The following is a 19,483-nucleotide window of genomic DNA, read 5'->3' as shown; positions in this document are numbered from 1 at the left end:
GGCGTCGACGGCGGGAGTTCCTGGCTCGCGACCTCGGGCTGCGCCCGGGCCGCTCACAGTGGCGGGACCGCTCCGGAGTTGCACCGGATTCCTCCGCTGCTGCCGTCAGCGGTATGCGCCGGGGCGGTCACCCCGGCTGGTCGGGAGCCTAGCAGCCCGTATGTCGCCGCCCGACGCAGGCACACCCCTGCTTTGGTCGACAAGAAACGTGTACTGCGGTGCCTGGGCACCGAGCGACCTGGCCCCGCCCCATCTGCTTCCCCGGCACCTCACTATGCTCGGCGAACATGGTGACTTCCGCCTCTGCTGTCCCGCCCGTCCTCGAGCGCCACGCCGTGCCCGACAAGTGCCCCGGGGCGCTGCGCATGTTCGAGGCCTCGGACGGCAAGATCGCGCGCGTCCGCCTCGCCGGGTCGCCCATGACCGTCGCCCAGGCCCGGCTCCTGGGCGACCTCGCCGACGAGCTCGGCGACGGACACGTGCTCTTCACCACCCGGGCCAACGTGCAGCTGCGCGGCCTGAGCGAGGACGACGCCGCGCAGTTCCCGGAGCGGGTCGAGGCCGCCGGCCTGCTGCCCTCCCGCACCCACGAGCGCACGCGCAACGTCGTCGTCAGCCCCCTGACGGGGATCGACGGGCGAGCCGGCGTCATCCCGGTCGCCCAGGCGCTGGACCGGGCCATCTGCGCGGCCCCGGAGCTGACCGGTCTCGCGGGACGATTCCTCATCGGTCTCGACGACGGCTCCGGCGACGTCGCCTCCCTGCCGCTCGACCTGACCGCCCAGGTGCACCACGACCAGCTGGTCCTCGCCCTGGGCTCAGGCCGAGACGAGGACACTTGTGCCGTGGGCCCGCTCGCCGACCCCGCCGCCGTGGCGGCCACCCTGGCCGACGTCTGCCGGGTCTGGCTCGCCGTGCGTGCGGACCACGCCGAGGAGGTCTGGAACGTCGACGACCTGTCCCCCGCCGCCCGCGACGACCTGCACGACCGGGTCGGCGCGTCCCTGCAGCCCGCCGACCAGGCGGTGCGCCGCGCCACCGAGCAGCCCCGCCTCGCGGGGACGGTCCCCGACGGGGACGGGCGCGTGGCGGTGCTGGCGAAGGCGCCGATGGCCGCCGTCAGCAGCGCCGGGTGGCGCGCCGCCTGCGACGTGGCCGAGCAGGGGGATGGGCAGCTGCGCGTGACGCCGTGGCACGCGGTCGTCATACGAGCTGTGCCCGCTGACCAGGCCGCCGCCCTGCGGGAGACGCTCGCCCGGACCGGGTGGGCCACCGACCCGGCCGACCCCTGGCTCGACGTGCACGCCTGCACCGGCCTGCCGCTGTGCGCGCGGTCCCACGCTGACGTGCAGGCCCGCGCCCAGGACCTCGTCGACTCCTTGGGCACCGAGCCGCTGGACGGCCTGCCGGTCATGTGGTCCGGATGCGCCCGCCAGTGCGGCCACCCCGCGACCGCCCACCACGCCCTCGTGGCGACCGGCACCGACGAGTTCGAGATGTTCCTGCATGACGGCTCCCACGCGCCGCAGCAGGGCCCGAGCCGTGAGAGAGTCTCCTCCGGCCAGGCCATCGCCCTGCTGACGACCGCTGGGAGCATTGCGTGACGCACGACTACATCAAGGACGGCGCCGAGATCTACCGCCGGTCCTTCGCGACGATCCGGCGCGAGGCGCGGCTGGACCACCTGCCCGAGGATGTCGCCTACGTCGCGGTGCGGATGATCCACGCCAGCGGCCAGGTCGACCTCGTCGACGACATCGCCTACTCCCCCAGCGTGATCCAACGCGCCCGGGCCGCCCTGCAGGCCGGAGCTCCGATCCTGTGCGACGCGCAGATGGTGGCGTCCGGGGTCACGCGCAAGCGGCTGCCTGCCGACAACGAGGTGATCTGCCTGCTCAACGACCCGCGGGTGCCGGACCTGGCCCGCCAGCTCGGCACGACCCGCTCGGCCGCCGCGCTCGAGCTGTGGGGCGACCGGCTCGACGGCGCCGTCGTCGCCATCGGCAACGCCCCGACCGCGCTCTTCCACCTGCTGGACCTGCTGCGGCACACCGAGGCTCGCCCGGCGGCGGTGGTCGGGATCCCCGTCGGGTTCATCGGCGCGGTCGAGTCCAAGGAGGCGCTGGCCGCCAACGACCTGGGTCTGGACTACCTCGTCGTGCACGGCCGGGGTGGCGGCTCGGCGATCACGTGCGGGGCGCTCAACGCCATCGCCTCCGAGGTCGAGTGATGGCCGCCGAGGACGACCACCCGAGGCCCGGCCGGCTGATCGGCGTCGGGCTGGGCCCCGGCGACCCGGAGCTGCTGACGCTCAAGGCGGTTCGCGCCATCGAGGAGGCCGATGTCGTCGTCTACCACTCCGCCCGGCACGGCCGCTCCACCGCCCGGCTGATCGCCGATCCCCACCTGCGCGAGGGGGTGATCGAGGAGCAGCTCGTCTACCCCGTCACGACGGAGGAGTGCGACGACTACGACGACCAGCTCGCCGCCTTCTACGAGCAGTGCCGGGCCCGCCTCGCGACCCACCTCGACGCCGGCCGCACCGTGGCCGTGCTGTCCCTCGGCGACCCCCTCACCTACAGCTCCTACCAGCACCTGCACCAGCGGCTGGCTGCGGCATACGACACCACCGTGATCCCCGGGGTCACCTCGATCACGGCCGCCGCCGCCGTCGCGGGCACGCCCCTGGTGGAGGACACCGAGCTGCTGACGGTGGTCCCCGGCACGCTGCCCGCGGACGAGCTCGTCGCGGCCCTCCAGTCGACTGACAGCGCCGTGATCATGAAGCTGGGCCGCACCTTCGCCGGCGTCCGCTTCGCCCTGGAGCGCGCCGGTCGGCTCGACGACGCCGTCTATGTCGAGCGAGCCACCATGTCCGGCGAACGCGCCCTGCCGGCCCGCGACGTGGACCCGGCCGAGGTCCCCTACTTCTCCGTCGTGCTGCTGCCGAGCCGTATGCCGCGCAAGCCCGCTCCCCTGCCCGCCGTCGGTGCCTCGGTGCCGCTCGGGTCGGTCACCGTGGTCGGGACGGGACCCGCGGGCGCCGAGTGGCTCACCCCCGAGGCTCGCGGAGTCCTCGCCGCCGCAACGGATCTCGTGGGCTACACCACCTATGTCAGACGAGTCCCGGTGCGGCCGTGGCAGATCCGCCATGAGTCGGACAACAAGGTGGAGTCCGAGCGCGCGGCCTTCGCGCTGGACCTGGCCCGGCGGGGGCGCCACGTGGCCGTCGTCTCCTCCGGGGACCCGGGCGTCTTCGCCATGGCGACCGCGGTGCTGGAGGTCGCGAGCGAGCCTGGCTACCAGGACATCCCGGTGCGCGTGTGCCCGGGCATGACGGCGGCGCACGCGGCCGCCGCGCGGGCTGGTGCGCCCCTCGGGCACGACTACGCCACGATCTCGCTGTCGGACCGGCTCAAGCCGTGGTCGGTCGTCTCGGCGCGGGTGCGGGCAGCCCTGGAGGCCGATCTCGTCGTCGCGATCTACAACCCCGCCTCGCGCTCGCGCCGCGAGCAGGTCGTGGAGCTGAAGGCGCTGGCCCTGTCGCTGCGCGGCCCCCACACGCCCGTGGTGATCGCCCGCGACGTGGGCGGCCCCGAGGAGCGGGTGCGCGTCATACGGCTGGCGGACCTGCCGTGCGACGAGGTGGACATGCGCACCCTGCTGCTCGTCGGGTCGTCGCAGACGCAGATGGTGACGCGCCGCCCCGGTGGCGCGGCGCAGGTCGTGGCGTGGACCCCGCGCCGCTATCCGGATTGAAAGTTGGATGGCGACGACGCGGCCGACGCCGTCCAGCAGCTCACTCTGCTCGAGCGGATCCGCCACGCGGCGGGCTCGGCGCAGCTGCGCGCCGACCGGGAGCTGGCGGGCGAGCTGCCCCGACATCGTGGCTTCGCCGTCTCTTCGCGGACCCCGACACCGGCGAGCTGGCGTCCATGGACGCGAAGCGCCGATCCTTCACCGGGATCGTGCGGCGCCTGGTCGTCCGGCGGGACGGGACCTGTCGGGTCCCCTACTGCGACGCGCCCATCCGCCACGAGGACCCGCCCGGCCCTACGCGCGGGGCGGACCCGCCAGCGCCGACAACGCGGTCGGCCTGTGCGAGGCGCACAACTACGCGATGGAGGCCCCCGGGTTCACCCGGCACCTCGACCCGGACGGGGTGCTCACGGTCATCACCCCCACCGACACCCGGCACGTCTCCCCACCTCGGCGCGCAACGGGGTGACTGCATGAGGATCGGGCTGCTGCGCTAGCGTGCCCGCATGCCCACTCACCACGTCGTCCCCGAGCGCGCCGACGAGCGCATCGACCCACCCAAGCTCGCGGGTGACCGCGAGAGCCTCGACACCTGGCTCGAGCTCTACCGCGAGACGGTGCTGCTCAAGGTCGCGGGCCTGGACGCGGAGCATCTGGCCCGACGCGCGGTCCCGCCGTCGAGCCTGAGCCTGCTGGGCGTCATCCGCCACCTGACCGAGGTCGAGGAGTACTGGCTGCGCGCGGTCCTCCTCGACGAGGACGTGCCCGACCGCTACTGCACCCCCGACCGCCCAGACGGGGACTTCGAGGACGGGTCGCCGGCGACTGCGGTGGCGGACGTCGCGGCATACGAGCAGGTGCTGGTCACCGCCCGGGCCACCGCTGCGGCCTGGTCCGACCTGGACGCGCCCGTCCGCGGGCTCCGCCACGGCGAGCAGCTCAACCTGAGGTGGATCCTGGTGCACCTCGTCGAGGAATATGCCCGCCACCTCGGCCACATGGACCTGCTCCGCGAGGCCGTCGACGGCCGGACGGGCTACTGATCCGGTCGACCCGGACCAGCAGCCCGTTCGCCGCCGGGCCGGTCAGGCGCGCAACCGCTCGACCGCGGCCTTGACGGTGACGAGGCGGCGAGGTGTGGCGCACCAGTGCTCGGTTCGACGCGGCCAGCGGCAAGGCGCTGTCGTGGCTGCTCACGATCGCGCACCGGCGCGCCGAGGGTCAGTCGACCTGCATCTCGCCGAGCTCGCTCCAGTCGTCCTGGTCGACGGACTGGCTGACGACCTTCGGCGTCGCGGAGAGGTACTGCGGCAGCTCGGCCTGGGCAGCCTTGAAGTGGTCGCTGTTGACGTGCGCGCCACCGGCATCGCCGTCGCGGAACGCCTCGACGAGGACGTACTCGTTGCTGTCGTCCAGGCTGCGCGACCACTCGAACCACAGGCAGCCCTCCTCGGCGCGCGTGGCCTCGGTGAAGGCACGGGAGATCTCGGGCCAGGCGTCGGCGTGCTCAGGACGGACGGGGAACTTGGCGGTGATGAAGATCAACGTGTGTCTCCTCGGGTTGTGGGGGTGGCGACGCGCGTCGTGGCGGTCTGCGCGGAGCCGATCGACGACTGGATGAGCCCGCCGACCTTCTCCGACACGATAACGAACACCGTCCCGACGACGATCGCCAGGAGCGCGCCGCCGAGGTCGAAGCCGGTGTCGAAGAAGACGGCCGCGCCGGCGAACCCGCCCGTGATGATCGACGGCAGCGGCAGCGCCGCCTCCACTCACAGCGCAAAGCCCGCGAGCGTGACCACCACGGCGAGCGCGAGGGCCGAGGCGCTCACGTCCGAGGCCCCGGCTCATCACCGAGCCCTGGAGCGCGCCGGACGACTTCAGGCTCGTGCTCCTTGTCAGGGGGTGAGGATCGCGCGACCGCGCACGCGGCCGGCGTCGAGGTCCGAGATCGCCGTCTGGAAGTCGTCCAGGGCGTACTTCTGCGTGTGCAGGGTGACCGCGCCTCGAGCGGCGAGGGCCATGAGGTCGCACAGGTCGTTGTACGACCCGACGAGGTTGCCGATCACGTTCTTCTCCGCCGAGATCAGGTCGATCGTGGGGACGTCGACGTTCTCGCCGTAGCCCACGACGTGGTAGTCGCCGGCCTGGCGTGTCATCGCGATGCCCTCGCTGGTCGAGCCGCCCTCGCCGACGAAGTCGAGCACCACCTCCGCCCCTGTGCCGCGGGTGATCTCGAGGACTTCCTCGACCTGGCTGCCCGCGGCCACCACTCCGTGGTCGGCGCCGAGGTCCAGCGCGAGCTTGAGGGCCTCCGGGTTTCGGTCGACCACCACCAGGCGCGCGGGCGACAGCGCCTTCATGACCTGAATGCCGATGTGGCCGAGGCCTCCGGCGCCGATGACGACGCAGGTGTCCCGGGGCGTCAGCCGCCTCGCCGCCTTCGCCGCTGCGTGGTACGCCGTCAGCCCGGCGTCGGCCAGGGCGGCGACATCGGCCGGCTCGAGGTCGTCGTCGATGGGCACGACGCTACGCGCCGACGTGCGGAGGTACTCGGCGTACCCTCCGTTCGTGTCGACGCCGGGGAACTGGCTGTTCTCGCAGTGGACGTCGTCTCCGGTGCGGCAGGCGCGGCACAGGCCGCAGGTGATGTGCGGGTGCACGATCACCTTGTCGCCCTCGCGGACGTTCGTCACCGCGGAGCCGACGGCGTGCACCCAGCCGGCGTTCTCGTGGCCGATCGTGTAGGGCAGCGCGACGCCGGTCTTCTCCGCCCACTGTCCTTCGAGGATGTGGAGGTCAGTGCGGCATACGCCGGCGCCGCCGATCCGCACGATGACGTCGAACGGTCCCGAGGCCTCGGGGACGTCGACCTCGCGCATCTCGAGGTCCTGGTGGTAGCCGACGACCTGGACGGCTCGCATCTTGCTCATGACAGGGGGTCCTTCCGTAGGGAGGTGAGGGGGATGAAGGTGGGGTCGTACGCCTCGTCGGCGCGCTCCGCGCCGTCCGGGCGGTGGACCTGGTCCTCCTCGGACCCGGGGTAGCGGGTCCGGAGGAGGCCGCGGCAGAAGTGCGCGTTGCCGTCGATCGAGATGCGCGTGGACCGGGCCCGCCGCACGGCGAGGGGTACGTCGTCCGGCGGCACCCCGTCGTGGTCGACGAGCACCAGGGCATCCGGGTCGAGGGGCAGTCCGACGGTGTCCCGGCGCCTCAGGAGCGCGTCGGTGTGCGGTCCGGCCGGGAGCTCGGCCAGGGTCACCGAGCCCAGCGACTCGACGTCGCGGTCGGGCTCGGCGCGCAGCAGGGCGGTCAGGCACCGCTCCATGGCGGCCGTGTGCGCTTTGCGTCGGAACGTCGTGCGCAGCTCGTCGAGCGACTCCTCCGCCTCGTGGGCGAAGGTGCCGCGGTAGCCGGCGTCGGCCGCGAGCCCGGCGTTGATCTTGTCGGAGTCGTGGTGGTCGTCGAGCTCGACCACGACCTGCCCGGTCCACGCAAGCGCCGTGAGCACGTCCTTGCTGTCGGAGGCCATCAGATAGGCGAAGTTCGGCGAGCAGAACGATGTCGGCAGCCGCAGGTGCAGCTCCACTCCCCCGGCATCGTCGACCGCGACGGACCGGACGAACCCGAGGTCGGTGATCGGCTCGTCGAGCTCCGGGTCGAGGACCGCCGAGAGCGCCATGCGGACCTCGTCGCCGTACGACGTCAGGGCTGGTGCGAGCGTCATCGTCACACCGCCGCCAGGTCGGCGCGCTCCGGTTCGCGGGGCCCGGTCGCGGTCTCCCCCGCCGTGGGCAGACGGAGCTCGGCCGGCACCTCGATGTCGTACATCTTGGCGGCGTTGAGCCCGAGAATCTTCTTCTTCTGCGCTGTCGTGATCGGGGCGTACTCGCTCATGTCGTCGGGGATCTGGAAGTCGACGAAGCGCTCCACGAGCCAACGCGGCGTCCAGATCGCGTAGTCACTGGAGAACTGGATGCGGTCCTCGCCGATCCAGTAGATGAGCTCGCCGATGATCTGCGCGAAGTATCGCGGACGCGTGTGGATGAACGGCATCGCGACGGCCAGGCCGCCGTGCACGTTGGGCTCCTGCGTCGCGATCCAGCAGAAGTCCTCCAGCCTCGGCAGGCCGACGTGCTCGACCACGAAGTTGAGGTCGGTGAAGTCGCTGGCGACGTGGTCCACGTCGGCGACGTCGAACGCGTCGCGGTCGAGTGGGCGAATCGTCGGGCCCTTGTGGATGTGCACGTTCGTGATGCCCAGCTCGCGGCACACCTCGAAGTAGCGGTAGGCCCACGGGTCGCTCAGCTTCCAGCCCCGCGACTGCCCGTGCCACTCGGCGGTGTAGAGCTTGACCCCGCGGAACTTCATGGCCTCGTGGTCGGCCCGAAACTGGTCGAGACCGGCCTCGCCGTTGCGGGGGTCGAAGTGGTGGTTGTACGTCAGCTTGCCGGGGTTGGCCCGCGCGAGCTCGAACGACTCCTCGGCCTGCGCGAAGCCCGTCGCGTAGAACTCACCGAGGTGAGCCGGCTGGAAGATCGCATGGTCGACGATCCCGGCGTCGAAGACGTCGCGCATGAGGCGCTCGCCTCCCTGGTAGAGGAACTCGTCGTACTCCCAGGCCTGGTCCTCCGGGGAGAGGTTGCGGTGGTAGTCGTAGAAGCAGTCGATGAACTGCTTGCCGTGGATGTTGCGCTGGTTCTCCGGGCGCGCGTCCCACAGGGCGATGTGGGCGTCGACGATGAAGTAGGACTCGCCGTCCTTGGTGTACATGTGCGTCCTCCTGCTCGGGTCATGACGTGACGCTGATCACGCGACCCTCCGCAGGTTAGGTCGTCGCGACGGGCCGTCGCCCTGCGACGACGTCTCAATCTGAGATCCGCGGGCGTCTCAATTTGAGACGCATCCCTGAGGTCGTGTCGCAGCCGAGGATGTAACGTCGGTCACAGGAGGCGAGCAGGAGAGGCAGGTGGTCCCGGTGGACGACCAGGCCGTGTGCGAGCGGGCCCGTCGCCACCGTGAGGTGCGGCGCTCGCTCGGCCCCACCCCCGCCCTCGGCTCACGGATGTCCGATCGCCTCGTCGCCTCGTGGCAGCGCAGCGAGGACTACGGCGTCTCGTTGGAGGCGGTCGAGCCGTCCTTCACCGGCACGCTCAACGATGAGTCGCTCTTCTTCGAGTGCGGCCGCGAGGTGCTCGCCAGCCTGCACCAGACCCTCATCAACGAGCCGGTCTCCCTCATGCTCACCGATGCCGACGGCCTCGTCCTCAACCGGATGAGCGGCGACACCTCGCTGCTCCGCGCCCTCGACGCCGTCCACCTCGCGCCCGGCTTCGCGTACGCCGAGCGTGCCGTCGGGACCAACGGCCTCGGCCTCGCCATCGCAGACCGTGCGCCAACGGTCGTCCGCGCCGACGAGCACTACGCCCTCAGCCTCTGCACCTACACGTGCGCGGCCGTGCCCGTGCTCGACCCGATCAGCGGTCACCTCGAGGGCTGCGTCAACCTCACCACGTGGTCGACCCAGTCGAGCAACCTCCTGCTCGCGCTCGCCCAGTCGGCGGCGAGCAACACCTCCGCGATGATGCTGGCGCGCTCGCGCGGCCAGAAGGCGCGGGTCCCGCAGCGCGGCGAGGTGTTCCGGGTCGAGACCTCGCGGCTGGAGCCGGGCACCGGAAGCCTGGCGGACCTCGGACCGGCCTGGGCCGACGTGCTGGGCCGGGCAGGCACGGCGATCCGCGACGAGCGGATCGTGCTGGCCGTAGGCGAGGAGGGCGCCGGGCGGGCGACCGTCCTGGCCCAGGCGCTGCGGCAGGCCTTCCCGCGCGACCGGATCCTTGCCGCCTCACCTCCGGCACCCCAGGACAGCGAGGCGTGGCTGGGGCTCTGGATCCCGGAGCTCGGCAAGCCCGGGACCAGCATCCTCGTCCGCGACGTCGCCCTGCTGCCGGAGTGGGTGGCCGAGCACGTGCGCGACCTCGTCGTGCAGGCGCGGGTCCGGGCGCACGGCGGCGACCATGTCCCGTTCGCGATGACCGCGAGTCGCTTCGACGCGCTCCCGCCGGCCCTGACACCGCTCGTCGACACCATCGTGGCGGTGCCGCCGCTGCGCGAGCGTACCGAGGACGTGCTCCCGCTCGCGCGTCTGGCGGCCCGACGCGCACGCGGTCGCGAGGTCACCTTCACCCACGCCGCCGAGGCGGCGCTGCGCGACTGCGGGTGGCCCGGAAACGCGCGCCGACTGGTCGAGGTGGTCACCCAGGCGGCCCGCCGCAGTGACACCATCGACGTACGCCACCTCCCGGCCGACGTGCTCTCGGGCGCCTCCCGACGCCTGACGAGGATCGAGACGTTCGAGCGCGACGAGATCGTCCGGGTGCTGACCCGTCCCGGCATCTCGATGAAGGAGGCGGGCGAGGAGCTCGGCATGAGCCGGGCCACGGTCTACCGCAAGATCGCGCACTACGACATCCACGTCCCCCGCGCGACCTGACCCCGTCGCGACCCGCGTGGGAGCATGCACGCGGGTCTCGTGCCCGCCGACGCTCGTCGTCGACGCGCCGTCGCTGCTGCACCGCAACCACCACGCGCGGGCGCACACGCGGCTGACCGAGCGCCAGGGCCAGCCGATCCGGGCGCTGCAGGGGATGCTCCGCCACATCCTCGAGTCGATCGACACGATCGCCCCCGACGTCGTCGTCGTCGTGCTCGGTGCCTGCCGGCTGCGGGCCCGCGGCGAAGCGGTGGTGGGTGGTGTGCACCTCAGGAGCCACGGTCATCGCAGTGAGATCGCCTGGGGCGCGGGCAAGTCGGGCCCGTGAGCGCCACTCCAGCACGGCGCGGAGCGTCGTGCAGACCAGCAGGAGGACGAGCACGAGCTGGATCCACCAACGGACGCCGACCTGCCTCTGGCGCAGGTCTGCGAGGCGTGTCAGCCCCACCAGGACGGCCAGGGCGGTCGCCCCACCTTGGCGGACGCGGAACGTTCCCCGTGTGCCGAGCCTGCGCAGGCCGATCGCGCCTCGTCGGCCGAGATGATCCTCATCGCCGCGCCTCCAGCCACGCCACGGCGGCCTCGGGGTCGTCGACGGTCGGCACGTCCGACACGTCCGGGCGGTCGACCATCACGACGGGCAGCCCGAGTCGCCGCGCCGCCTCGAGCTTGGCGGCCGTGGCCGTGCCCCCACTGTCCTTGGTCACCACCACGTCGATCGCGTGCTCGCGCAACAACGCCAGCTCCCCCTCGACGCGGAACGGCCCTCGAGCCAGCACGACCTCGGCATACGGCGGGACCACCGCAGGCGGGTCCACCGACCGCACCAGGCAGAAGGTGTCGTGCAGGAACGCGAACTCCCCCACCTCCTGGCGCCCGATCGTCAGGAACAGCCGCCGCCCCAGGTAGGCCCCGATGTGGGCGGCGTCCGCGAGCGTCGGCACACGGTGCCAGTCGTCGCCGTCCTGCTCCTCCCACCCCGGCCGGCGCAGCGCCACCAGGGGCACGCCGACCTGCGAGCAGGCCTGCGCCGCATGCTCGCTCATCCGGGCGGCATAGGGGTGGGTGGCGTCGACGACCACGTCGACGCGCTCCGCGCGGAGGTATGCCGTCAGCCCGGCCACGCCACCGAAGCCCCCGACCCGGACCTCGACGTCGGGGACCCGCGGCGCGGACGTCACCCCGGCGAGGGAGTAGCGGACGGCATACGACTCGGGGCGCTCCGCGAGGAGCGCTGCCAGCTGACGGGCCTCGGTGGTGCCGCCGAGGACGAGCACGTGACTGGTCACGAGACCCATCTCATCACAGTGCGACAATGCCGCCATGGCGCAGGTCACGGGCGGTCGCGAGGCGCAGCTGGAGCACACGGGGCTGCGGCCGGGATGGACGACGGGGGCGTGCGCGACCGCCGCGACCAAGGCGGCGTGGACGGCGCTGCTGACCGGGGACTTCCCGGACCCGGTCACCATCACGCTGCCCAAGGGCCGCACACCGGCGTTCGCACTGACCGCGGAGGCCCACGGCGACGGCTGGGCCGAGGCCGCGGTCACCAAGGACGCGGGCGACGACCCGGACGTGACCCACGGCGCCGTCGTGCGGGCCCGCGTGCGGCACGGCGCGCCAGGCACGGGGGTGGTGTTCCGCGGCGGCCACGGGGTCGGGCGGGTGACGCTGCCGGGCCTGCCCCTCGACGTCGGTGAGCCGGCCATCAACCCGGTCCCGCGTCAGCTGATGCGCCAGGCCGTGCGCGAAGCCGTCGGGATGGCAGAGGGGGCGCCCGACCCCGACGTGGACATCGAGATCAGCGTCGACCAGGGCGTCGAGATGGCCCCGCACACCTGGAACCCCCGCATCGGCATCGTCGGCGGCCTGTCCATCCTCGGCACGACCGGGGTCGTCGTCCCCTACTCCTGCGCGGCGTGGATCGACTCCATCCGCCGCGGCATCGACGTCTCGGAGGCGCTCGGCCTGCCGCACGTCGCGGGGTGCACCGGCTCGACCTCGGAACGCGTCGTGACCGAGCTCTACGACCTGCCGACGCCGGCGCTGCTCGACATGGGCGACTTCGTCGGTGCGGTGCTCAAGTACCTGCGCCAGCACCCCCGCCCGCGGCTGACGATCTGCGGGGGTTTCGCCAAACTGTCCAAGCTCGCCAACGGCCACCTCGACCTGCACTCGGGGCGCTCCCAGGTCGACAAGGCGCACCTGGCCGCGCTCGCCGAGCAGGCCGGCGCCCCAGCCGATCTCGTCGGCCGCCTGCACGGGGTCAACACGGGGCTCGAGGCCCTCACCCTGTGCCGGGAGGCGGGGGTGCCCCTCGGGGACGAGGTCGCGTATGCCGCCCGGCAGAGCGCCCTCGAGGTGCTGCAGGGCGCGCCGGTCCTGGTCGACGTGGTGTGCATCGACCGGGCGGGCACGATCGTGGGGCGTGTCGACCCCGCCTGACCTGCCGCCCCGGCGCTCAGCGGGGGGCGATGGGCGGGGGCAGGGCGCAGTCGTGCCGGTCCCGCTCGCGAGAGTAGAGGTGCGAGTCGCGGAACTCCGACGCCGCGAGCACCTGCCCGACCAGAATGATGGCGGTCCGTCGCAGCCCGTGGTCGCGCACCGCGTCACCGAGCTCGCCGAGGGTACCGCGCCACACGACCTGCTCGGGCCGGCTCGCCATCGCGACCACCGCTGCGGGACAGTCGAGCCCGTAGTGCGGGGCCAGCTCGGCCGCCACCTCGTCCGCGAGATGCGTGGCGAGGTGCAGGGCCATCAGGGCACGGGACCGGCCGAGGGTGGCGATGGTCTCGTGCTCGGGCATCGCGGAGGCGTTGCGGGCCAGGCGCGTCAGGATGATCGTCTGCCCGACGGTGGGGACGGTGAGCTCGCGGCCCAGAGCGGCCGCCGCGGCGGCGAAGGCCGGCACCCCCGGCACCAGGACGTAGTCGATCCCCGCCGCCTCCAGCCGGCGCACCTGCTCCGCGACCGCCGAGAAGACCGACAGGTCCCCCGACTGCAGCCGCGCCACGTCGTGGCCCGCCTCGTGGGCGGCGACGATCTCGGCCATGATCTGGTCGAGGTCCAGGTGCGCGGTGTCGACCAGGCGGGCGTCGGCGCGGCACTCGGCGAGCAGCTCGTCCGGGACCAGCGCCCCGGCGTAGAGCACGACGGGGCACGCCTGCAGCAGCCGCAGACCGCGCACGGTGATCAGGTCGGCCGCCCCGGGACCAGCGCCGATGAAGTGGACGGTCATGCGGGCAGCTCCTCGGGTCGGACGACGGACCACTGCGTGACCGGGCGCGCGGGGCTCCACGACGTGAAGCCCCCCACCGCGTCGGCGTGCGACACCTCGAGGCGGGTGAGCGAGCCGCCATACCGACGAAACATGGTGAACAGCAACGCCTCCGAGTCCAAGGTCACGGTGTTGGCGACGAGTCGGCCACCCGGGCGCAGGGCGTCCAGGACGGCCGGCACGAGACCGTCGGCGGTCAGCCCGCCCCCGACGAAGACGGCGTCCGGCCGCGACAGCCCGGCCAGCGCGCCAGGCGCCAGACCCTCGACGACCTGCAGGCCGGGCACGCCGAGCCGCTCGGCGTTGCGGCGGATCCGCTTGACCCGGTCGGGGCGGGGCTCGACCGTGACGGCGCGGCACGTCGGGTGCGCCCGCAGCCACTCGATGCCGATGCTGCCGGACCCACCACCGATGTCCCACAGCAGCTCCCCCGGCGCCGGGCGCAGCGCCGCCAGCGTGGCGGCGCGCACGTGCTGCTTGGTGAGCTGCCCGTCGGTCTCGTAGAGCGCGTCCGCGAGCCCCGGCACGAGCCCCACCGACGAGTCGTATGACGAGAGGCACTGCACCGCCACGATGTTGAGCGGGCTGCCGGGGTCGGCGTCCCACGACGCAGCGACGCCCTCGACGACCCGCTCGGCCGGGCCGCCGAGGTCCGAGAGCACCCACAGCAGGCTGTCCCCCAGGCCGTGCTCGGTGAGCAACGTGGCGACGGCCTTGGGGGTCAAGGCATCTCGGGACAGCACGAGGACGCGGCGGCCCGGGTGCGCCACCACGGCGAGGCGCTCGAGCGGGCGGCCCACGGCGGACACCACGTCGACGTCCTCGAGACCCCAGCCGAGGCGGGCGCAGGCCAGGGACAACGATGACGGCGCCCCGATCACGTCGACCCTGTCGGGGCCCAGCAGCTCGGCCAGGGTGCGCCCGATGCCATGGTGCATGGGGTCTCCGCTCGCGAGCACCACGACCCGGACGTCGTCGCCCAGCCCGTCGAGCAGCGGGCGCAGGCCCTCGCGCAGGGGCACCGGCAACGGCTCGACCCGCGCTCGGTGGTGGCCGACGACGAGGTCGGTCTGGCGCGGGCTGCCCACGAGGACGTCGGCGCCGCTGACGGCGGCGCGGGCGCGGTCGGCGAGGCCGGCCCACCCGTCCGCGCCGATGCCGACGACCACCACGGGTGCGCTCACAGTCCGATCAGCTCCTTCAGCGCGCGGGTGTCCAGGTGGTCGGCGACGGCGTCGGCCAACCGGTCGAGCATCGCGGTCCGCTGCTCGGCGAAGGCCGATGCGCCGGGCTCGGGCCGCCACGCCGGACGGGTCCGCTCGGCCACCACCTGCAGGAAGCCGCGCCGGAAGCCGTCGTTCTCGAAGGTTCCGTGCCAGGTGGTCCCCCACACCGAGCCGCGCTGCCACCCGTCGAGGAAGGGGACGGTCTGGGCATACCGCTTGGACGCCTGCGCGTCGGTGCGCTCGCTCACGCCGTGGTGGATGAGGTAGGCCGTCACCCGGTGCCCGTGCCACTGCCCGGTCGGCGTCCCGAGGCGCTTCTCCCGCGCGAAGGTCACCCGCGTCGGCAGCAGCCCGAGCCCGGGCACCGTTGCGGCAGCGGGGCTCTCGACGGCATACGGGTCGTGGATCTGCTCGGCGAGCATCTGGTAGCCACCGCAGATCCCGAGCACGGGCCGCCCGGCCTCCGCGCGCTCGACGACGGCGCGGTCGAGCCCGCGCGAGCGCAGCCAGGCGAGGTCGCTCTGCGTGGCGCGGGACCCGGGCAGGACCGCGAGGTCGGCCGCCGCCACGACGGCAGGGTCGGCGGTCACCTCGACCTGCACGCCGGGCTCGATCGCGAGGGCATCGACGTCCGTCGCGTTGCTGACGCGGGGGAGCCGGATCACCGCCACCCGCAAGGGTTCTGGCGAGCCGGCGGGCGAGCCGGCGCCGGCGCGGGACCCGGCGCGCGACCAGCCGGAGATGGCCAGGGCGTCCTCGGAGTCGAGCCACACGTCCCGCAGGTAGGGGACGACGCCCAGAACGGGCCGGCCTCCGGTGCGCTCCTCGAGCATGCGCAGGCCGGGCTCGAGCAGCCCGAGGTCGCCGCGGAACTTGTTGACGATCCAGGCCTTGATGCACGCCTGGTCCTCCGGGTCCAGGATCCCGAGGGTGCCGTAGAACGCGGCCAGCACGCCGCCGCGGTCGATGTCCCCGACCACCACGACGGGCAGGCCGACGGCGCGCGCGAGCCCGAGGTTGACGTAGTCCCCGGACCGCAGGTTGATCTCGGCGGGCGAGCCCGCACCCTCGGCGATGACGACGTCGAAGCGGGACGACAGGTCACGGAAGGCCTCGAACGCCGCCTCGGCCAGCGCCCGGCGCCCCGTCGCCCACTCCCCCGCCTGCAGCTCGCCCCACGGCTGCCCGAGCAGCACGACGTGGCTGCGGCGGTCCGAGCCGGGCTTGAGCAGCACGGGATTCATCGCGGCCTCGGGCGTGACGCCGCACGCGAGGGCCTGCACCCACTGGGCCCGCCCGATCTCGGCGCCGTCGGGGCAGACCATCGAGTTGTTGGACATGTTCTGCGCCTTGAACGGCGCGACGCGCACCCCCTCGCGGGCCAGCCAGCGGCAGATGCCCGCGGTGACGAGCGACTTGCCCGCGTCGGACGTCGTCCCGGCGACGAGCAGCCCCCTGGTCATGCCTGCCCGCCCGTCGTCGTCGTCGTTGTCGTCGTTGTTGTCATTGTCGTCGTCGTTGTTGTCGCCGTTGTCGTGGTGGTCCCGTCCCCGCGCTCGGCGAGGCGGTGCGCCGGGCCGACGGGTCCTCGGGCCGGTCGTATGCCGTCCGCCACCGCTCCGACGATCGCCGCCACGGCCAGGGCCGCCGCGCCGATGGTCCGCGAGAGACGCACGGCCCGAGCCAGGTCCGCGGTGACGACCGCACGTCCGCGACCCAGCGTGCCGCGGTCCTCCACCTCGTCGTCGTAGCGATTGGCCCCCCCGAGCCGCACGTCCAGGGCCCCGGCGAAGGTCGCCTCGACGGGACCGGCGTTGGGGCTCGGGTGGTGGGGGGCGTCCTCGCGCCACGCGCGCAGGGCCTCGGCCCGGTCGCCGCCGTGCCGCGGGGCCAGCGCCACGGTCAGCGCGGCGCACGCGCGGGCCGGCGCCAGGTTGACGAGGTCGTCGAGCCTGGCTGCGGCCCAGCCGAACTCGCGATAGCGCCGGTTGCGGTAGCCGATCATCGCGTCGAGGGTGTTGATCGCGCGGTAGCCGAGCAGGCCCGGCACGCCCAGCAGCCCGCCCCACAGCAGCGGGGCGACGACGGCGTCGGAGGTGTTCTCGGCCAAGGACTCGGTGGCGGCCCGGGCCAGCTCGTCCGCGGCCAGGCCGTCCGGGTCGCGGGAGCAGAGGTGGCTCAGGCGGTCTCGCGCACCGGGCAGGTCGTCGGCGTCGAGGAGCCGCGCCATGGCGTCGCCCTCGCGCGCCAGGCTGGTGCCGCCGAGGACGACCCAGGTGGCGACCGCGGTGGCCGCCGTCCGGGCCAGCGGCCGGTCACGCAGGCCGCGCTCCACCAGGCCCCCCGCGCCCGTCACCGCGCCGACGAGCAGGGCGACGTGCAGGGTCCCCGCCGAGCGGGCCTCCCGATAGGTCAGGCGCTCCAGCCGGGCCGCCGCCCCGCCGAAGGCCGCCACCGGGTGGGCCCGGCGTGGGTCGGCGAGGACGAGGTCTGCGGCATACCCCAGGACCAGGCCCCCCGCCCGCGGTCCGACACGCTCCAGCCACTGCACCCGCACACCCTATCCACCTCGTGAGGCTGCCCGGGCCACTGGCCAGGGGAGTCGCTCAGGGCGTCAGGGCGGCTCCGGGCAGGCGTCCGAGGACCACCGTCGCGGTCGCCGACCGGGCCCGGGCGACGACCGCGCCGCCGGCCGCCAGCACCGCCGCCTCGGCGACGCTGGGCACGCCCACGTGGCGACGCACGACCTCGCTGGGCGCCGCGACCTGCTGGGACGCGAGCGTCTCGTCGTCGTAGGTCTGCAGGGGCACGCCGAGATGCCTCGCCAGCTCGACGACGGCAGGCTCCGTCCGCTTGCGGGTGGAGGTCACGACGGCGGCCACCGTGTCGCGGGGGACGACCGCGTCGCCGTCGGCGGGACCGTCGACCTGCTCGTCGAACCGTCCTCCGTCGAGCCCCCCGACCAGCCCGTCGACCTGCTGGTCCTCGACCAGCCCGTCGACCAGCGCGACGAGCTCGTCGACGGGGGCGCCGGACCGGGTGCCCACCCCCAGGATCAGTTCACTCATGGGCGCGATCCTGCCACCGTGCCCAGGTCGTCCTCCCGACCGGACGGGCGGGTATGCCGAGAGCCCGCCCCCTGGCCGGGGACGGGCTCTCGCGCTGGTGCTGCGGTGCTTGCTGCGGTCTGTGAGGCGTGGACCTGGTCAGCCGGCGGGCGGGGCCGAGGGCACCGCCGAGCCCGAGCCCGAGCCGGACGAGGACTTCCCCATCGAGCCACCCATGCCACCGAGCTGCTCCAGCTCGGCCTTGGTGACCATGCGGGCGCCCTCGGGCTTGGTCAGGTCACGGTCGAGCTCGGAGATCTGGGACACCAGGGTCAGGTGCAGGTTCTTGGCCTTGAGGTCCTGCAGCTCCTTCCTGCTCTTGGCGTCCTCGGCCTTGGTCTCGTCGAACCAGCTCAGGACCTGCATCACGTCGCCCTTGACGGCGGTGAAGCGACCGTCGGCGATCGTGGCGTCGAAGGCCAGGACCGAGCCGGCCTTGAGCTCGGCGAGGCTCTTGGTGGCGTCCTTGACCATCTGGTCGGTGAACTGCTTGGGCGCGATCCGCTTGCCGTCCTGGAACATCTGGGTCAGGAACGGCTGGATCTTGACCTGCACCTTGACCGTGTCGCCCTCGCTCGTGAACGTGCCGTTGGTGTCGAGGTTGCTCTTGACGGCGGCGGTCAGCTGCTTGGTCTGGTCGGGCGTGAGCTGGGTCGGGTTGGTTGTGGCGGCGGCGCCGCCGCTGGACTTCGCCAGCTGCTCCACGGTGCCCTTGTCGAAGCCCACCCACTTGCCGTTGACGGCGTCCTTGATCCAGCTCGGCGCCTGCCCGAGCACGCCCTGCACGTCGGCCATGGAGAACGCGCCGGTCTGGTCGGCGATCTTGGCCAGGTCGAGCTTGACGAAGGTGTCCTGCGCGGCGGTCCTGAGGTTGAACAGGTCCGAGTCCGTCTTCCAGGACATCGAGGTGTTGATCTTGGTCGGGTCGGTCTCGTCCTTGAGCGCCGCCCCCGTCGACTGCATGTCGACGACGATGGACGACCCGGAGATCAGCTGGGCGATCTTGGGCGAGACGCTCGGCGTCCTGGTGGAGCCCCCGCTGCCGCTGCCCATGCTCGACGCGAGCTTGATGATCGTGTCCGGGCTCGCCTCGAGCTTGGTCGTGACGCGCTGGCGCTTGCTGTCACCGGTCTTGTCGTAGGCGGAGAAGAACGCTCCCTTGGCGTCCGACCCGACCGCCGCGGCCGCCATGGCGTCGCTGCCGGTCGTGCCTGCCCCGCAGGCGGCGAGCGTCCCGATCGCGAGCGGCGCGGCGACGAGGCCGGCGATGATCCTGCTGCGCGTGTCCATCCTGGTGTCCCCCTTGGATCCTGGTGTCGGCGGCCCTGGCGGGCCGGCCGCTGACTCGAACCTACTCGCCGATCCGGGCCGGCGGAGCCCGATCCGACCAGGGTCCACCCTGTCGCGACCCTGGCCGTTGCCGGTCCACCCCTGCCAACCCCCGGGGCCGGGCCAGGGTTCCCGTTGGTAGGCTGCGGGCACCGAACACCGCAGGGCGGGGAAGCCGGTGAGACTCCGGCGCTGACCCGCAACCGTGACCTCCTGGCGCCATCCGTGGCCTGGAGCAGCCGGACCGCCCGTCCTGCGCGTCGGCTCCGTCTATCCGCCGTGGCATGCGGGT

Annotated in this window: 19 protein-coding genes and 2 riboswitches; of the genes, 7 read left to right on the top strand and 12 right to left on the bottom strand. The window is 73.1% G+C overall.

Annotated features, from left to right (window positions below; translation table 11 throughout):
- Window positions 1-14: 14 nt before the first annotated feature.
- A riboswitch (cobalamin riboswitch) is annotated at window positions 15-94 on the bottom strand.
- A 193-nt stretch (window positions 95-287) separates the two neighbouring features.
- The 4 genes from ACF3NS_RS10895 to ACF3NS_RS10880 all read left to right on the top strand — a co-directional run bounded on the left by ACF3NS_RS10895 (window position 288) and on the right by ACF3NS_RS10880 (window position 4,802).
- Window positions 288-1,604, top strand: a complete 1,317-nt coding sequence (locus ACF3NS_RS10895) for a hypothetical protein (protein WP_392466057.1) — start codon at window positions 288-290, stop codon at window positions 1,602-1,604.
- Complete coding sequence (locus tag ACF3NS_RS10890) at window positions 1,601-2,230, top strand: precorrin-8X methylmutase (protein WP_392466055.1); 630 nt, start codon at window positions 1,601-1,603, stop codon at window positions 2,228-2,230. The genes ACF3NS_RS10895 and ACF3NS_RS10890 overlap by 4 nt, the downstream gene beginning before the upstream one ends.
- Window positions 2,230-3,759, top strand: coding sequence for a precorrin-3B C(17)-methyltransferase (gene cobJ / locus ACF3NS_RS10885; RefSeq protein ID WP_392466053.1), 1,530 nt, complete (start codon window positions 2,230-2,232; stop codon window positions 3,757-3,759). The genes ACF3NS_RS10890 and cobJ overlap by 1 nt, the downstream gene beginning before the upstream one ends.
- Window positions 3,760-4,265: 506 nt before the next feature.
- Window positions 4,266-4,802, top strand: a complete 537-nt coding sequence (locus tag ACF3NS_RS10880; RefSeq protein WP_154594097.1) for a DinB family protein — start codon at window positions 4,266-4,268, stop codon at window positions 4,800-4,802.
- Between the two features lie 178 nt (window positions 4,803-4,980).
- Here the strand turns inward: ACF3NS_RS10880 and ACF3NS_RS10875 are convergent, their stop codons facing one another.
- The 5 genes from ACF3NS_RS10875 to ACF3NS_RS10855 form a co-directional block, all read right to left on the bottom strand.
- Window positions 4,981-5,304 carry a putative quinol monooxygenase gene (locus ACF3NS_RS10875; RefSeq protein ID WP_154594096.1) on the bottom strand — a complete coding sequence of 108 codons (324 nt, stop codon included), beginning with the start codon at window positions 5,302-5,304 and terminating at the stop codon, window positions 4,981-4,983.
- A complete protein-coding gene (locus tag ACF3NS_RS10870) occupies window positions 5,301-5,531 on the bottom strand; it encodes a hypothetical protein (protein WP_392466051.1) in 231 nt (76 codons plus the stop codon). The genes ACF3NS_RS10875 and ACF3NS_RS10870 overlap by 4 nt, the downstream gene beginning before the upstream one ends.
- A 126-nt stretch (window positions 5,532-5,657) precedes the next feature.
- Complete coding sequence (locus tag ACF3NS_RS10865; protein WP_392466049.1) at window positions 5,658-6,692, bottom strand: NAD(P)-dependent alcohol dehydrogenase; 1,035 nt, start codon at window positions 6,690-6,692, stop codon at window positions 5,658-5,660.
- Window positions 6,689-7,486 (bottom strand): iron-sulfur cluster assembly protein, encoded by a 798-nt coding sequence (locus ACF3NS_RS10860; RefSeq protein WP_392466048.1) that lies wholly within the window; start codon window positions 7,484-7,486, stop codon window positions 6,689-6,691. Before ACF3NS_RS10860 ends, ACF3NS_RS10865 begins: the two co-directional genes overlap by 4 nt.
- A gap of 2 nt (window positions 7,487-7,488) precedes the next feature.
- On the bottom strand, window positions 7,489-8,532 hold the full coding sequence (locus ACF3NS_RS10855; protein ID WP_392466046.1) for an amidohydrolase family protein: 1,044 nt from the start codon (window positions 8,530-8,532) through the stop codon (window positions 7,489-7,491).
- 205 nt (window positions 8,533-8,737) lie between these two features.
- On the opposite strand from ACF3NS_RS10855, the gene ACF3NS_RS10850 reads away from it, so the two are divergent.
- Both ACF3NS_RS10850 and ACF3NS_RS10845 read left to right on the top strand, forming a co-directional pair.
- Window positions 8,738-10,252, top strand: coding sequence for a GAF domain-containing protein (locus ACF3NS_RS10850; protein WP_392466044.1), 1,515 nt, complete (start codon window positions 8,738-8,740; stop codon window positions 10,250-10,252).
- A 16-nt stretch (window positions 10,253-10,268) separates the two neighbouring features.
- Window positions 10,269-10,580, top strand: coding sequence for a hypothetical protein (locus tag ACF3NS_RS10845; protein WP_392466041.1), 312 nt, complete (start codon window positions 10,269-10,271; stop codon window positions 10,578-10,580).
- Between the two features lie 220 nt (window positions 10,581-10,800).
- Here ACF3NS_RS10845 and ACF3NS_RS10840 read toward each other — a convergent pair whose 3' ends face one another.
- The gene (locus ACF3NS_RS10840) at window positions 10,801-11,550 is read right to left on the bottom strand and encodes a cobalt-precorrin-6A reductase (RefSeq protein ID WP_392466039.1); all 750 of its coding nucleotides are present in this window, start codon (window positions 11,548-11,550) and stop codon (window positions 10,801-10,803) included.
- A 25-nt stretch (window positions 11,551-11,575) separates the two neighbouring features.
- On the opposite strand from ACF3NS_RS10840, the gene ACF3NS_RS10835 reads away from it, so the two are divergent.
- Window positions 11,576-12,697 (top strand): cobalt-precorrin-5B (C(1))-methyltransferase, encoded by a 1,122-nt coding sequence (locus ACF3NS_RS10835; RefSeq protein ID WP_154594091.1) that lies wholly within the window; start codon window positions 11,576-11,578, stop codon window positions 12,695-12,697.
- Window positions 12,698-12,713: 16 nt separating this feature from the next.
- On the opposite strand, the gene cobM is transcribed toward ACF3NS_RS10835, so the two are convergent.
- The 6 genes from cobM to ACF3NS_RS10805 all read right to left on the bottom strand — a co-directional run bounded on the left by cobM (window position 12,714) and on the right by ACF3NS_RS10805 (window position 19,152).
- Window positions 12,714-13,490 carry a precorrin-4 C(11)-methyltransferase gene (gene cobM, locus ACF3NS_RS10830; RefSeq protein ID WP_392466037.1) on the bottom strand — a complete coding sequence of 259 codons (777 nt, stop codon included), beginning with the start codon at window positions 13,488-13,490 and terminating at the stop codon, window positions 12,714-12,716.
- Window positions 13,487-14,713: a precorrin-6y C5,15-methyltransferase (decarboxylating) subunit CbiE gene (gene cbiE, locus ACF3NS_RS10825; protein WP_288799125.1), complete on the bottom strand. Its 1,227-nt coding sequence runs from the start codon at window positions 14,711-14,713 to the stop codon at window positions 13,487-13,489. The genes cobM and cbiE overlap by 4 nt, the downstream gene beginning before the upstream one ends.
- Window positions 14,710-16,218 (bottom strand): cobyric acid synthase, encoded by a 1,509-nt coding sequence (locus tag ACF3NS_RS10820; RefSeq protein WP_392466035.1) that lies wholly within the window; start codon window positions 16,216-16,218, stop codon window positions 14,710-14,712. The genes cbiE and ACF3NS_RS10820 overlap by 4 nt, the downstream gene beginning before the upstream one ends.
- The gene (locus tag ACF3NS_RS10815; RefSeq protein ID WP_311966667.1) at window positions 16,215-17,306 is read right to left on the bottom strand and encodes a cobalamin biosynthesis protein; all 1,092 of its coding nucleotides are present in this window, start codon (window positions 17,304-17,306) and stop codon (window positions 16,215-16,217) included. The genes ACF3NS_RS10820 and ACF3NS_RS10815 overlap by 4 nt, the downstream gene beginning before the upstream one ends.
- A gap of 55 nt (window positions 17,307-17,361) precedes the next feature.
- On the bottom strand, window positions 17,362-17,823 hold the full coding sequence (locus tag ACF3NS_RS10810; RefSeq protein WP_392466034.1) for a cobalamin biosynthesis protein: 462 nt from the start codon (window positions 17,821-17,823) through the stop codon (window positions 17,362-17,364).
- A gap of 138 nt (window positions 17,824-17,961) precedes the next feature.
- Window positions 17,962-19,152: a hypothetical protein gene (locus ACF3NS_RS10805; protein WP_392466032.1), complete on the bottom strand. Its 1,191-nt coding sequence runs from the start codon at window positions 19,150-19,152 to the stop codon at window positions 17,962-17,964.
- 169 nt (window positions 19,153-19,321) lie between these two features.
- A riboswitch (cobalamin riboswitch) is annotated at window positions 19,322-19,458 on the top strand.
- Window positions 19,459-19,483: the final 25 nt, after the last annotated feature.

Source organism: Arsenicicoccus cauae, assembly GCF_043162025.1.
Taxonomy (GTDB): domain Bacteria; phylum Actinomycetota; class Actinomycetes; order Actinomycetales; family Dermatophilaceae; genus Arsenicicoccus; species Arsenicicoccus cauae.
This window is presented reverse-complemented; position numbering and strand designations above follow the sequence as displayed.

Coding starts and splice junctions, on each gene's coding strand:
- ACF3NS_RS10880 (WP_154594097.1), top strand. CDS start 4,266: ATGCCCACTCACCACGTCGTCCCCGAGCGCGCCGACGAGCGCATCGAC.
- ACF3NS_RS10810 (WP_392466034.1), bottom strand. CDS start 17,823: ATGAGTGAACTGATCCTGGGGGTGGGCACCCGGTCCGGCGCCCCCGTC.
- ACF3NS_RS10865 (WP_392466049.1), bottom strand. CDS start 6,692: ATGAGCAAGATGCGAGCCGTCCAGGTCGTCGGCTACCACCAGGACCTC.
- cobJ (WP_392466053.1), top strand. CDS start 2,230: ATGGCCGCCGAGGACGACCACCCGAGGCCCGGCCGGCTGATCGGCGTC.
- ACF3NS_RS10855 (WP_392466046.1), bottom strand. CDS start 8,532: ATGTACACCAAGGACGGCGAGTCCTACTTCATCGTCGACGCCCACATC.
- ACF3NS_RS10840 (WP_392466039.1), bottom strand. CDS start 11,550: ATGGGTCTCGTGACCAGTCACGTGCTCGTCCTCGGCGGCACCACCGAG.
- ACF3NS_RS10835 (WP_154594091.1), top strand. CDS start 11,576: ATGGCGCAGGTCACGGGCGGTCGCGAGGCGCAGCTGGAGCACACGGGG.
- ACF3NS_RS10860 (WP_392466048.1), bottom strand. CDS start 7,486: ATGACGCTCGCACCAGCCCTGACGTCGTACGGCGACGAGGTCCGCATG.
- ACF3NS_RS10895 (WP_392466057.1), top strand. CDS start 288: ATGGTGACTTCCGCCTCTGCTGTCCCGCCCGTCCTCGAGCGCCACGCC.
- cobM (WP_392466037.1), bottom strand. CDS start 13,490: ATGACCGTCCACTTCATCGGCGCTGGTCCCGGGGCGGCCGACCTGATC.
- ACF3NS_RS10820 (WP_392466035.1), bottom strand. CDS start 16,218: ATGACCAGGGGGCTGCTCGTCGCCGGGACGACGTCCGACGCGGGCAAG.
- ACF3NS_RS10805 (WP_392466032.1), bottom strand. CDS start 19,152: ATGGACACGCGCAGCAGGATCATCGCCGGCCTCGTCGCCGCGCCGCTC.